The organism is Petroclostridium xylanilyticum (genome assembly GCF_002252565.1).
GTDB classification, from domain to species: Bacteria; Bacillota; Clostridia; order SK-Y3; family SK-Y3; genus Petroclostridium; species Petroclostridium xylanilyticum.
The window spans coordinates 232,633-246,794 of the sequence record NZ_NPML01000019.1 but is presented as its reverse complement, the minus strand read 5'-3'; the positions used below and the strand labels follow the sequence as shown (position 1 = coordinate 246,794).

Annotated in this window: 9 protein-coding genes and 1 pseudogene; 9 read left to right on the top strand and 1 reads right to left on the bottom strand. The window is 36.8% G+C overall.

What is annotated here, in order from left to right; translation table 11 throughout:
* Positions 1–105: 105 nt before the first annotated feature.
* The 4 genes from CIB29_RS13380 (at position 106) to CIB29_RS13365 (ending at position 6,483) form a co-directional block, all read left to right on the top strand.
* Positions 106–1,467, top strand: a complete 1,362-nt coding sequence (locus tag CIB29_RS13380) for an ABC transporter substrate-binding protein (protein WP_094550468.1) — start codon at positions 106–108, stop codon at positions 1,465–1,467.
* Between the two features lie 57 nt (positions 1,468–1,524).
* Positions 1,525–2,454: a carbohydrate ABC transporter permease gene (locus tag CIB29_RS13375; RefSeq protein WP_242965224.1), complete on the top strand. Its 930-nt coding sequence runs from the start codon at positions 1,525–1,527 to the stop codon at positions 2,452–2,454.
* A gap of 1 nt (position 2,455) precedes the next feature.
* Entirely contained in the window at positions 2,456–3,292 is an 837-nt protein-coding gene (locus CIB29_RS13370; RefSeq protein WP_094550466.1) for a carbohydrate ABC transporter permease, read from the top strand.
* A 98-nt stretch (positions 3,293–3,390) separates the two neighbouring features.
* The gene (locus CIB29_RS13365) at positions 3,391–6,483 is read left to right on the top strand and encodes a glycoside hydrolase family 2 TIM barrel-domain containing protein (RefSeq protein ID WP_094550464.1); all 3,093 of its coding nucleotides are present in this window, start codon (positions 3,391–3,393) and stop codon (positions 6,481–6,483) included.
* Between the two features lie 179 nt (positions 6,484–6,662).
* Here CIB29_RS13365 and CIB29_RS13360 read toward each other — a convergent pair whose 3' ends face one another.
* The gene (locus CIB29_RS13360) at positions 6,663–7,556 is read right to left on the bottom strand and encodes an AraC family transcriptional regulator (protein ID WP_094550462.1); all 894 of its coding nucleotides are present in this window, start codon (positions 7,554–7,556) and stop codon (positions 6,663–6,665) included.
* A 606-nt stretch (positions 7,557–8,162) separates the two neighbouring features.
* On the opposite strand from CIB29_RS13360, the gene CIB29_RS13355 reads away from it, so the two are divergent.
* The 5 genes and pseudogenes from CIB29_RS13355 to CIB29_RS13330 form a co-directional block, all read left to right on the top strand.
* Positions 8,163–9,530, top strand: a complete 1,368-nt coding sequence (locus tag CIB29_RS13355; protein WP_094550460.1) for an ABC transporter substrate-binding protein — start codon at positions 8,163–8,165, stop codon at positions 9,528–9,530.
* 63 nt (positions 9,531–9,593) lie between these two features.
* The gene (locus CIB29_RS13350) at positions 9,594–10,475 is read left to right on the top strand and encodes a carbohydrate ABC transporter permease (RefSeq protein ID WP_094550458.1); all 882 of its coding nucleotides are present in this window, start codon (positions 9,594–9,596) and stop codon (positions 10,473–10,475) included.
* Positions 10,476–10,491: 16 nt separating this feature from the next.
* Complete coding sequence (locus CIB29_RS13345; protein WP_094550456.1) at positions 10,492–11,319, top strand: carbohydrate ABC transporter permease; 828 nt, start codon at positions 10,492–10,494, stop codon at positions 11,317–11,319.
* Positions 11,320–11,444: 125 nt separating this feature from the next.
* Positions 11,445–13,436 carry a glycoside hydrolase family 127 protein gene (locus CIB29_RS13340; RefSeq protein WP_094550454.1) on the top strand — a complete coding sequence of 664 codons (1,992 nt, stop codon included), beginning with the start codon at positions 11,445–11,447 and terminating at the stop codon, positions 13,434–13,436.
* A gap of 345 nt (positions 13,437–13,781) precedes the next feature.
* Positions 13,782–13,883, top strand: a pseudogene (locus CIB29_RS13330) (CAP domain-containing protein); the annotation flags it as partial.
* Positions 13,884–14,162 lie beyond the last annotated feature (279 nt).

The window sequence follows — 14,162 nt, the reverse complement described above, 5'->3', positions numbered from 1 at the left end:
TGAAAAATACAAGAGGGGGGTGGAAATAGGCGGTATATGTAAAAGCATAAGGCTTAGTTCAAGTATTTGCTATGGTGAAATCTTATATTGAAAGGGGTAGTATTAATGAAATTCAAAAGGTTAGTGGCTGTATTACTTAGTATGATTATGCTTATCTCATTATTTGGAGGGTGTTCATCAAAAAAGCCGGATACTGTAACAAATGAACAGGAGCAGAAGACAAGTGATAAAGCACCCGACGCAGTGCAGAAAAATGAAGCTAATAAAGAAAACGATATAAAAGGCGAAATTACGATAGCAGCATGGAATGATCAGGCAGATTCCATGGAAGCGGAGATAGAAGGGTTTAATAAAAAATATCCTAACGTAAAAGTTACTGTTCAACGAGTAACGGGTACATATGAGAAAATTATCCCGCCTTTGACAGCAGGCATGGGAGCCCCTGACATCGTTCAAGTTCAGCAAAGAGATTATCAAAATTTTCTAATGAAATTTCCAGATCAATTCGTAGATTTGACAGATAAACTAAAAGCACATGAAAAAGAATTTGCCGAAGCAGCATGGATATCGGTCGTAAAAGATAATAAAGTGTATGGAATACCTATTGACCTTGGGCCTGTAGGCGTTTATTACCGCAAAGACTTTTTTGAACAGGCAGGTATTGACGCAAAATCTTTGACAACTTGGGATAAATTTATTGCAGCAGGGAAAGAACTTCAAAAAAAATTACCTAATGTAAAAATGACTACATATGATACCACCGGCCCCGATCTTTATACACCTTGGCAAATATTAATGAATCAACTGGGCGGAGAATTCTATGATGCTAACGGTAACATCGATTTTACCCATGAACCTGCATTTAAAGCGATGGAACTGCTAAAACACATGAAAGATGAAGGTTTGGTTTTCAGTACACCTACATGGGACGATAGAGTTCGTGCGGTGGCTAACGGAAATACGGCGACAATTATATATCCGGTTTGGTATGCGGGTACCATTCGCCATCAAGCTGCGGATTTGAAAGGTAAATGGGGCGTTATTCCTCTACCGGCTTTTGTTGAAGGTGGGCCGAATCAAGCCGCTTCAGGGGGATCTGTTTTTGGTATTACGACACAATCTAAAAATAAAGAAGCAGCATGGGCATTTGTGGAATATTGTTTGTTGACTAATGAAGGGCAGTCAGTTCAGATGAAGTACGGTTTATTCCCAGCCTGGGCACCGTATTATGATACTGAAGATTTCAAAAAGGATGACGAATATTTTGGATTTTCCATCGCGCAAACTTTCGCTGACCTCTCTACCAACATTCCACCATTACACTATGGAGTATATTTTTTGGACTTCAGAAAGCCACTCCTTGACGCATTTGGAGCTGCTATCAGTGGAGAGATGAGCATCGAAAAAGCATTTAAGCAAGCTGAAGAACAGTCTGCAAAAGCGACTGGTTTAAAAATTGCCGAATAGTTGAATTATCCCCTGGTTTTTGCCAGGGGATACTGTAATCAATAGGGGGGAACTTACTTGCTGCAACAAAAAATAAATACAAATAAAATAAGAAAAGAACCGGTTTATCAGGCTAAGAGTAACCATTTTAGGAGAACAGATTTCATTCCATATATATTTATATCTCCTTTTTTCATTATGTTTATGATATTTATGTTGTATCCGATCATGTATTCACTGGTGTTAAGTTTCTGTAAATGGAGTTCAAGCAAAATGAATTTTGTAGGATTTCAAAATTATAAACGTTTGTTAACAGATGACGTTTTTTTAAAAGCACTAATAAATACTGGAGAGATACTTTTGATACAGGTCCCGGTAATGCTTTTACTGGCTACATTGATTGCCGTGATGGTTAACTCTCAATTATTAAAATGCAAGACTTTTTTTAGAACCTCGTTCTTTTTACCTGTGCTTATTGATTTGGTAACGTATTCTTTGGTTTTTTCTCTTCTATTTAATGAGAATTACGGATTGATTAATCAGGGAATAAAATTTTTAGGTGCTCAGCCCATCGGATGGGGAACCAATGCTATTTGGGCTAAATTAATGGTGATTATCGCTATAACATGGCGATGGACTGGATATAACAGCGTCATTATCTTATCAGGATTACAAATAATACCTAGTGAGTTGTATGAAGCGGCTAGCATAGATGGCGCTTCAAGTGCAGTTATTTTTTTTAAGATAACCATTCCTCAATTAAAACCTGTGCTGTTATTCTGTATGATACTTTCCACTATTGGGACATTAAAGCTTTTTGTTGAGCCATATATGCTTACGAGGGGCGGGCCAAACAACGGAACGCTTACAGTCATGTATTATTTATACGATACGGCATTTGGCTCATTCAACTTTGGCCTTGCTTCAGCAGGAGCTTATATCGTGACAATACTCATTGCAATTTTATCGTACTTTCAAATGCGGTTATCTAAGGGAGGGGAGAATTAATATGAAGAACAGCATACAAAAAACTATCTCTCAGCTGCTCATGTATTTATTTCTTGGAATAGGTGCAATCGTATCCATTTACCCCTTTTACTGGATGTTTGCAGCTTCTACAATGACAGAGCCGCAAATTTTTAAGATACCTCCAAGATGGCTGCCAGGAGGGAATTTCTTTGTTAATCTAGAACTGCTGCAAAAAACAATGCCCATTTGGAAAGGATTATTCAATAGTATTTTTGTGTCATCAATTACTACATTGAGCACCGTTTTGCTTGGTGCACTTGCTGGATATGCTTTCGCTAAATTCAAATTTAAAGGTAATAATTTTCTCTTTAGTATTGTTCTATTGACCATGACGCTACCTTTTCAGGTAACAGTTGTTCCATTATTTATTACTATGACGAAATTAGGCTGGATTAATTCATATAAAGCATTAATTCTTCCTTTTATGATTACACCGTTTGGTGTATTTTTAATGAGACAGCAGTTGCTGGGGTTTCCGGATGAATTGATTGAATCTGCACGAATAGATGGGTCCAATGAATTTGCCACATTCTTTCGTATTGTTCTCCCAACCATGAAACCTGCTTGTGCTTCATTGGCAATCGTTACTTTCATGCAGCAGTGGGGAAGCTTTATGTGGCCGTTAGTTGCTGTCAACTCGAAAGAAATGTACACAGTTCCGTTGATGCTCTCTATGATGGTTGCACCGGGCAATGTTGTGAAATATGGAACGGTTATGGTTGGGTCTGTATTGGGAATAGTACCAATGATTTTGTTGTTTATATTCTTTCAAAAGTATTTTGTTTCAGGGGCGTTTAGCGGATCGGTTAAAGGGTGATTGGATAGAAATAAGACAACTACACATCCATTGCAGCGAAGCTTGAAACTCTGTAAAATGTATATATTATGTAATTGACAAATAGGGAGGTCATATCAATGAATGTTATTACTAAATATTGGGAAAACCCGGATATTCTTCATGTAGGCTGTGAAGAGCCGAGGGCATATTTTATTCCATATCATAACCAACAATCAGCAGAAAAAGGAATAAGAGAAACATCGGAACGATTTTATAGTTTGTGCGGAGTATGGAATTTTCTTTATTATCATTCTGTTCATAAAATCAATGAAGAGTTTTTTGGTAAAGATTATAGTCCTGCCGATTATGACAAGATTTCTGTTCCAGGATGCTGGCAGGTTACTGAAAAAGGACTTAAAGGGGAATATGACACCCCAAACTATACAAACCATGCTTATCCTTACCCGACAGATCCGCCCTTTGTGCCGAACGAGAATCCGGCAGGGGTATATTTCCGGGATTTTAACATTACGCCAAAGCAGCATAAAAAATATTATATAAACTTTGAAGGTGTAGATAGCTGTTTTTATTTGTGGATAAATGGTGTGAATATCGGATACAGCCAAGTCTCTCATATGACCAGTGAATTTGATATTACAGATTATATCAGGGACGGTAAGAACCGCATAACGGTTCTGGTACTGAAATGGTGTGACGGAAGTTACCTTGAAGACCAGGACATGTGGAGAATGTCGGGAATATTTAGAGATGTGTACATTCTAGAACGTGACAAAGTACATATAAAGGATATATTTATAAAGCCAACTTTAAATGAAGATTTTTCAGCAGGCAAGATTGATATTGATTTAAAGCTCTCTGATGCTGCAGATATTACGCTTTTAATAAAGTCTCCCGACAATAAGGAGATTCATAAAGAGCATTTTCAAAATTTTACTAGTGGGACAATAGGGCCTATTTCTGTTATGAAGCCGGATTTGTGGTCAGCTGAAACGCCAAACCTTTATTCGGTATATATTTACTGTGGTGAAGAAATTATCTTAAATCACATAGGATTTAGACGGATAGAAGTAAAAAATGCCGTAATGTATATTAACGGTGTTAATGTCAAAATAAAAGGCGTCAACCGTCATGAATCACACCCGGAGCTTGGCCATACGGTTCCCGTTGAACATATGGTGAAAGATCTTTTACTAATGAAACAATTCAATGTAAATGCGATAAGAACATCCCACTATCCAAATGATCCCCGTTTTTATGAATGGTGTGATAAATTGGGTTTTTATGTGATGGATGAGGCGGATCTTGAATGTCATGGAGCTATACATACAGGAGATGGACATATGATATCCAATATGCCTATGTATGAGAAGTCATATGTGGATAGAATGGAGAGGATGGTTGAACGTGATAAAAATCATCCGTGCATTGTCATATGGTCATTGGGAAATGAATCAGGACATGGGACAAATCATGATGCTATGGGGAAATGGGTGAAGCAGCGGGATACATCCCGGCTTGTCCATTATGAGCGTATATTCAAGCCAAGTGCACTTGAAGGCCGTTTAAACTATAGAGAGCTTGACATCGGATATATTGATTTGTACAGCAGAATGTACCCGGCAATTGATTGGATTGCAAATGAATTTTTAAGCGATACAGATGAACCGCGCCCGCTAATCCTATGTGAATACTGTCATGCCATGGGAAACGGACCGGGTGACCTTTACGATTATTGGCAGTTATTCTATGAGCATCCTCGTCTGGCAGGAGGTTTTGTATGGGAATGGTCGGACCACGCTGTGAAAGTAAAGAATAAAAACGGTGACTATTATTGGGCATATGGTGGTGATTTTGGAGATATCCCTAATGATGGGAATTTCTGTGCAGATGGATTAACCTATCCGGACCGGCGCCCCCATGTGGGACTCTATGAGCATAAGAACGTAGTTGCACCAATAAAGATAGAAGAAATGGCAATCAACGATGGGAAGATTAAAGTAACCAACCTGTATGATTTTATTGATTTATCTCACTTGTCCTTAAAATGGCGGGTTGAGTTAGATGGTAAAACAACGCAAGACGGGCTGATTGCTCTACCGCCGGTAAAGCCCAAAGAATCCGAAATTATTTCAATTCCACTGAACACGGCCGGATTATGTGGTGAATGTTATCTAATTGTAGAAGCAGTTTTGGCAAAATCCACACAGTGGGCAGAGGCTGGACATCAAATATATCTTTGGCAGCAAAAAATCAAGACAGATAAAAAAGAGTATATGGTAAAGCTTTCTTGTATGCCTTTAATAACAGTTTTTGAAAATGATAGTGAAATCATTATCCATGGGAATAATTTTATGTACACTTTTGCAAAAAGCAAGGGTGGATTTATACAAATTCAAAAAGACGGACATGAATTTATATCCAATGTTCCTGAGTTTACCATTTGGCGGGCACCTCTTGACAATGATAGGTACATCAAAAAAGAATGGATCAATGATGGCTATCACCAGATGAAAAATCATATTTACAGTGTTAAAATTGCAAGTGCAGACGATAGAAAAGTGGAGATATCGGTAGAATATTCTCTAGGTGCCTTTTCAAGATTACCGCTTATAAAAGGGGTATGCTTGTGGACCGTATACGGCAGTGGAGATATTGAATGTAAAACGGATGTTACAGTAAATCATAAGGAATCTCCACTGTTTTTACCCAGGTTTGGGCTAAAGCTTTGTATGCCCGAGGAATTTAGCAATGTAAAATACTTTGGCTATGGACCGTTTGAAAGTTATATTGATAAACATCATGCTTCATATATAAGTCAATTTGATACAACAGTAGGTGAGATGTTCGAAAATTATATTATGCCACAAGAAAATGGAAGCCACTACAGAACAAAATGGGCAGCAGTCACCGATTTATCAGGAAACGGTATGATGTTCGCAGGGGAATTTTCATTCAATGCTTCGTATTATACGCAAGAAGAGCTTACTCGTGCAAAACACCCCTATGAGCTTGTAAAAAGCGGAAACACCATTATACATTTGGATTATATGATGAGTGGCGTAGGTTCAAACAGCTGCGGACCTAAACTGATGGAAAAATATCAACTTCTCCAAAAAGACATTACATTTACATTCCGTATGTGCCCTGTAAATATTAATAGTATTGATTTATCAGATGAAGCGATTAAACAAATAGTAGATAACAAGTAGTATAAATCAAAAGAAATATTTTGAACACGAAAAATTACTAATTAATCATTTATGTCAGATTACCCTTTAACATTAGTTAAAGGGTAATTTTTCTTTTCCAGCCTGAGAAATTGATTGATATAATATTACCCTTTAACATTAGTTAAAGGGTAATCTGACAAATAAATAAAAAATTTCCACTAATGATTATTCATATGAGTATAGAAATAAGCGTTCCTAAATTGTGTAGGAGTAAGATTTTCATAACTTTTGAATAATTTCATAAAGTACTTTTCGTCATGGAACCCAACCTTATAAGCGATTTCTTTTATACTATTGTCTGAATGCAAAAGCATTTCCTTTGCCTTGGAAATTTTAAGGTGATGAATATATTTTTGTAAGCTCATACCGGTTTTTTGTTTAAAAAGCCGTGAAAGATAGTCTGCATTATAGTTAAACCGTCTGGCGATATCTGACACAGAGATATCTATCGCTGTATTTATTCGGACCCATTCCAGAACTTCCATGAATTTACTGTTATTATCATCGTCTCTTGATGCAGCAAGATATTCGGATAAGGTTTGTTGAGTTAATTCAACCATTAATAAGGTCAGCAAATAGTTTACCCCATATTTGGTGTAATAACCGGAGTTTGATATATGAAGCAGTTGATTAAAAAGGATATTAATTCTGTCAATGCTTTTAAATAAAGAAAAAATAGGAGCAAGTACATAGTCGAAGCTATTAGTATGGTATGCCGTATGATCCAACAGAAGCATTTTTTTTTCAGAATCCCGTTTATCTATAATATCATAAGGGCTTTCACAATGAAAATGACACCAATAATAAGATAAACTTTGTTCTGATTTTTTATAGCCAAGGTGGGTCGTGTTGGGAAGTAATATTAAGACATTTCCAGGCTTCACTTCATATTGTTCATTGTTTTGCTGGATATAGAGAGAACCATGTAAACCCACTATTATTACAAAAGTGTCGATATTACGTTTGGTATGAATCCAGGGTGTATTTGAAACAAAACGTCCGCTTGAAACATGTAATAATGGAGGGTTTATTGGCATTTTAACAAAATACATAAGTCGGTTTACACCACCTATTATAATATTTCAACTACTGACTTATATAAAAATAATTGATATTATTATTATACAAGAATATATTAAATAATTCAATATTAGGAAATTAATAGAAAAAATAAACATAATATGGGAATTTTTTTCAATACTAAATATCAGAAATATTACAGATCTTAATTGCTCTTTAATACGAGAATATGGATTAAATTGTGTTTTAACAAAAATTTTCCTAGAGGATTGGGAAAATGAGTGATAGTGACCAGAAATTTTTCAGTTGATTTGCCGACTCAAATTATGTTACAAAACATGTACTATTAGTTTAGTAATCCATGTATGGACAATTTAATTATTAGACTATCAAACAACAAATAGGTAGACATTTTCGTAGATTGTATATATCATAGAAAGTTTACATATTCAATATGTGAATATAGCATGTGGTGTACTACAGTGAATTGCAGACTTTCTAAAGGTAAAGTTACTTCTTTAATTTAATGTAGCTGGTAAATATAGCTGGAATATGTCAGTGCTTTATAATTCATGTCATCAATCCAATAGGAAGAATTTTGTTACTCATAATATTTTATTCAGAAGGAGGTTTTTACAATGAAAAAGCTTTCTATATTTTTGGTACATGTATTAGTATTTGTTTTGTTGTTCAGTGGGTGTTCAAATGGTGGCAGCAAGAATTCAGATGCAGGAAATTCAAACGAATCTTCAAAATCAGAAGAACAGGTAAAAAAAGGAGAGGGTAAGTCTTCAGAAGGAAAAGTAACCCTGCAGTTTATGGGATGGGAAGCCAGTCCCTTGGAAACTGAAAGTGTTAAAAAAGGCTTGGAAACTTTCATGTCTTCAAACCCTAATATCAAAGTGGAGTATACTCCCGTGCCGAATGCCCAATATGCTTCAAAATTACTTACAATGATGGCTGGAGGAGCTGCCCCTGATGTTTTCTTCTGCGGAACTGACACTTATCGTGCCTTTCAATCAAAAGGAGAGTTGTTGGACCTTACAGCTTACTTTGATAGTGAATATAAAATTGATGATTTTATACCTTCTGCAGTAGAAATAATGAGAATAAATGGTCGTATATACGGTGTGAGCAGTTGTACCGTTTCGCCAGTCCTTTACTACAATAAGGAGATCTTTGACAAGGCAGGTCTGCCGTACCCTCCAAGTAACCCTGACAAAGCATGGAGCTGGGAAGAATTCGTAAATGTTGCAAAAAAACTGACAATAAAAGATGGCGACAAGACTACTCAATTTGGTGTATATGGTTTGGAAAACTTCTATATGACTACGGCAGCTATTCTATCAAATGGTGGTAAGGTGTTCAATAATGATATGTCCAAATGTGCGCTTAATACATCAGAGACAAAACAGGTTTTACAGGCAATTTTAGATTTGAGAAAGAAAGAGGGAGTCAGTCCTGAGGCTATGTTCCTGGAGCAGATAGGAATGAAAGGTTCCCAGATGCTGCAGACTGGTAAAATTGGAATGCTAATAGACGGGTCATGGGCTTTACAGGAGCTTGCACAAATGAAGTTTCCTGTTGGAGTTGGTGTTTTACCAAAATTTAAGGATGCCGTTACCCATGGTCAGGCCCATGTACACGCTGCCTGGGCAAAAACTCCCAATCCGAAAGAAGCCTGGGCTCTAATTAGTTTTCTTTCTTCAGAGAAATATCAAACTGATTTAATAAGGGCTGGATTATGGATGCCCAACCGTAGATCGTTATATACTGAAGAAGGTATAACCAAATGGTATAATAAAGATGCACACCCTGAAGGATTCAAAGAGTTAGTTCCATACTTTGAGAAAGCACAAGTTTATCCACAGGCATTAAATTATAAAAACAAAGTAAATGACATTATAAACGATGAACTTGAGGCTTTCTGGTATGATAACCAACCAATAGACCAGGTATTGGCACGTATCGAACAAAAGGTAAATGAAGAATTAGCAAGTAAATAGACTGGACACCAGCCCCAGGCCTCGTGTCCTGGGGCTATCTTCTTTTGGTGAGAGGTGAGTTGCATGCGGTTAAAGAAGCTTTTATATAGTGATAGTGCCTGGGCAGTAGTTCTGCTGCTACCCAATTTTCTTGGCTTTTTAACATTTGTATTTTTACCTGTAATAGCTGCTTTTGTTCTTAGCTTTGCTCAATGGGACCTTATAAATCCTATAAAATGGGTAGGGTTTGGAAATTACATTGAACTATTTAAAGATGAGGTTTTTATAAAGGTATTTTGGAATACTATCTACTTTTCAGTTGGAACAGTTCCGGTAGGAATTGCTCTTTCGCTTCTACTAGCCATAGCATTGGATCAGAATATTATGGGGATTAAATTTTATAGGGCTGCTTATTTCCTTCCGGTAATCTCTTCAATGGTGGCTGTAGCCGTTGTATGGCAGTGGATTTACAATCCGGAATATGGGTTGCTTAACTTTCTTTTGAGTGTGATAGGGATCAAAGGACCTAGCTGGTTAAGTAGTACCACTTGGGCAATGCCGGCAATTATGATAACTAATATATGGAAAGGATTAGGGTTCAATATGCTTCTTTTCTTAGCAGGACTTCAGGGAATATCAGAAAGTTACTATGAAGCTGCTGATATGGATGGAGCCAGTTGGTTTGCAAAGTTCCGCCATATAACCATTCCTCTTCTTTCTCCAACAACCTTTTTTGTTACGGTGATGTCTATAATAAATTCTTTCCAGGTATTTGATTCGGTATTTTTGATGACAAAAGGTGGCCCCAACCGTTCAACGTCAGTCTTGGTCCATTATTTATATCAAAACGCTTTTCAGTACTTTAGAATGGGATATGCCAGTGCCATAGCCTATGTACTCTTCTTCCTGGTATTGTTCTTTACGCTTATACAGCTTTGGCGGCAAAAAAGCTGGGTAGTATACTAGAGAGGAGTGTGAAACAATGAAAAGAAGTTACAGTTCTCGAATGATTGCCCATATATTCCTTGGTATAGGAGCTTTGACAATGATTTTTCCATTTATATGGATGGTCAGCACTTCACTAAAGTCTCTGCGGGAGGTGTTTATATTTCCGCCAATACTGTTCGGTGAGACAATCCATTGGGAAAATTATTTAAAAATCTCCGATAGGTTTCCATTTGTTCAGTTTTTTATGAATAGTATCAAAATTTCAGCGGTTGTAGTGGTAGTCCAGGTATTGACCAGTTCTATGGCGGGGTTTGTCTTTGCTCGGCTAAGATTCCGTTTTAGAGATACATTATTTGCATTATACCTTGCTACTATGATGATTCCTGTTCATGTAACCCTGGTACCGACTTTTATATTAATGCGCTTTTATGGATTAGTTGATACTCATGCTTCCCTTATTTTGCCCAATCTGGTTTCTGCCTTTGGTACCTTTTTAATGCGGCAGTTTTTCTTAACAATTCCGGCTGCTCTTGAAGATGCAGGTAAAATAGATGGCTGTACCCCGTTTGGTATATATTGGAGAATTTTTCTTCCCTTATCACAACCGGCTATAGCCACTCTGAGTGTATTTGTTTTTATGGGAATATGGAATGATTTCATAAGGCCTCTTGTATTTATCAATACGTTGAAACGTATGACATTACCCCTTGGATTAGCATCACTGCAGGGGATGTATTCTACTGACTGGCCGGTATTGATGGCTGGGACAGTGATTAGTCTTTTGCCGGTTATAATAGCCTTTTTATTAGCCCAGGATTTCTTCATCCGTGGGGTGACACTGTCCGGATTAAAAGGCGAGTAAGGGGTGGTATATCGGCATATTTATATTACAGGTGTATTTTAGCTGGGTATGTATATAAAATGAATTAGTTTTTCAGTATGTATTTAATTTAATAATAAATAAAAATGAAAGGATTGAAATTATTTATGAAGCAGAGAAAGGATTCTAAAGAGTTATCACAGAAGAATGGTTTAATGATACCGGTGTCCCATAAAAATGTTAACATCAACGATGGGTTTTGGACACAATACATCGATTTAGTGAGAAATGTGGTGATCCCATACCAATGGGATGCATTAAATGACCGTATCCCTGGCGCGGAGCCCAGTCACGCAATTGAAAATTTCCGTATTGCTGCCGGTGAGACAGAAGGTGAATTTTATGGATGTGTTTTTCAGGACAGCGATGTTGCAAAATGGCTGGAAGCAGTCGGGTATAGTTTAGCTGCACATCCAGATTCCGAATTAGAAAGGACAGCAGATGAGGTTATTGATATTATTGCTAAGGCCCAGCAGGAGAATGGGTATTTGAATACTTATTTTACAATCAAGGAACCGGATAAAAAGTGGACCAATCTTCGTGATTGCCATGAATTATATTGTGCCGGTCATATGATAGAAGCAGCGGTAGCTTACTACAAAGCTACCGGGAAAAGGAAACTGCTTGATGTGGTGTGCCGCTTTGTAGATCACATTGAAACTGTATTCGGACCAGAAACGGGAAAAAAGAAAGGATACCCGGGGCATGAAGAGATTGAATTGGCACTGGTTAAACTGTATAGAGTGACAGGAGAAGAAAAGTATCTTCGCTTAAGTAAATTTTTTATTGATGAACGGGGAAGAAAACCATATTATTTTGAGATAGAGGCAGAAGCCAGAGGAAATAAAAATTTTTATAATATGTGGGATAAGATGGGTCCCAGCTATTTTCAAGCACACTTACCGGTGCGCGAACAAGCCACGGCTGAAGGGCATGCGGTTAGAGCAGTTTATCTGTATTCCGGTATGGCTGATGTTGCAGCTGAAACAGGTGATAAGGAGTTGCTGGAAGCCTGTAAGAAGTTATGGGACAATATAATATCAAAGAGAATGTACATCACTGCCGGTATAGGTTCTATGTCCATTGGTGAGGCATTTACATTTGATTATGATCTGCCCAATGATACTGCGTACGCTGAAACATGTGCAGCAATAGGTTTGGTATTTTTTGCTCATAGAATGCTTCAAATTGATATTAATAACTGTTACTCGGATGTTATGGAGAGGGCATTGTATAATTCAGTGCTTAGTGGTATGTCACAGGATGGCAAAAGATTTTTTTATGTAAATCCTCTTGAAGTATGGCCGGAAGCATGCGAAAAGAATAAGATTAAAGAACATGTTAAGGTTACAAGGCAGCCTTGGTTTGGATGCGCTTGCTGCCCGCCAAATGTTGCAAGATTGTTGGCTTCGCTTGGTCAGTATATCTATTCAATAAATAAAGATGAACTATATACTCATTTATATATTGGGGGAGAGGCCGAGGTTGATATTTTAGGACATAAAGTAATTATAAAGCAAGAAACTCAGTATCCGTGGGATGAAAAAGTGGTAATCAAGGTTCTTACAGCGCAGGAAAAAGAATTTGCACTGGCATTACGCATTCCTGGCTGGTGCAATAATGCAAAAATCAGTGTTAATGGTGAAGGGATAAATATTGATGATATTAAAGTCAACGGTTATGCTAAAATAAAGCGGAACTGGAAAAATGAAGATGTCATTGAATTAGTTTTGCCAATGCCTGTACTTCGTATAAAAGCCCATCCAAATGTAAGAGAAAATATTGGAAAAGTAGCTTTGCAACGGGGACCAATAGTTTACTGTCTTGAAGAAGTTGATAATGGAGCTAATTTACATGATATATTGCTGCCTAAAAATTCTGAATTCAGAGTTGACTTTGAAAGTGAGCTTCTAGGCGGTGTATGTGTAATTACAACAGTGGCAGAGCGTGGCAATTACATAACCTGGGGAAATGAACTATATAAACCGGATGTCAATGTTGAGAGCGAGCCGGTTACAGTCAAATTCATTCCTTATTATGCATGGGCAAATCGTACACCTGGTGAAATGGTCGTTTGGGTGAGAGAAAAAAAGTTTTGAGACAGTAGGATATTTATCCTTTGGTTCATGTTTGTGTATATCAATGAAATTTTAGAATTATCAAAAAGCAATAAAATGGACAATAATGCAGAAACGATTTGTAAATTGCTATCAACACTTGCAGGAAAACTGAGAGTACATTTAGCAATTGAAGACAAATCACTGTATCCTCGGTTTTTAGAGCATAAGAACTCTGATGTAAAGATGATTGCTAAACATTGTCAAAGTGGGAGAGGTTCAAGTGTTGTAAGATTTATATATTGCTAATAAACATGAAAGATTTTTATATTTTATTATTTTAATCACAATAATTACAAAAAATATGCAACATAAAAAGCCGGCCTTAGTAATATTCTTAGTTCTTCCTATACTGAAATCGGTGTAGGTCTTGCGAAAGATAAGAATGGTACAAACTACTGGACACAAATGTTTATAAAACCTTATTAATTTTAAAACTTATAATAAAAGATTATGAATGAACCCCTTGGCACCTTATAATGTCAGGGGGCTAGTTCACTATATACTTTAGGAAAGAAAGCGATGGAAATTCTTTTAAAAAAGATAAAAGGCGAGAAGGTAGAAGATATCGTAATGAAAACAGAACTGATTATTAGAAATTCTACAGCGTGAACAAAACTTACAAAATTTCGTTCATAATGACCAAAAAAAACAGAAATGTAGATACGTTTTTGATATTATGCTATACTAAAAATGATTATTTTTGGG

Coding starts and splice junctions, on each gene's coding strand:
- CIB29_RS13380 (WP_094550468.1), top strand. CDS start 106: ATGAAATTCAAAAGGTTAGTGGCTGTATTACTTAGTATGATTATGCTT.
- CIB29_RS13370 (WP_094550466.1), top strand. CDS start 2,456: ATGAAGAACAGCATACAAAAAACTATCTCTCAGCTGCTCATGTATTTA.
- CIB29_RS13365 (WP_094550464.1), top strand. CDS start 3,391: ATGAATGTTATTACTAAATATTGGGAAAACCCGGATATTCTTCATGTA.
- CIB29_RS13360 (WP_094550462.1), bottom strand. CDS start 7,556: ATGTATTTTGTTAAAATGCCAATAAACCCTCCATTATTACATGTTTCA.
- CIB29_RS13355 (WP_094550460.1), top strand. CDS start 8,163: ATGAAAAAGCTTTCTATATTTTTGGTACATGTATTAGTATTTGTTTTG.
- CIB29_RS13350 (WP_094550458.1), top strand. CDS start 9,594: ATGCGGTTAAAGAAGCTTTTATATAGTGATAGTGCCTGGGCAGTAGTT.
- CIB29_RS13345 (WP_094550456.1), top strand. CDS start 10,492: ATGAAAAGAAGTTACAGTTCTCGAATGATTGCCCATATATTCCTTGGT.
- CIB29_RS13340 (WP_094550454.1), top strand. CDS start 11,445: ATGAAGCAGAGAAAGGATTCTAAAGAGTTATCACAGAAGAATGGTTTA.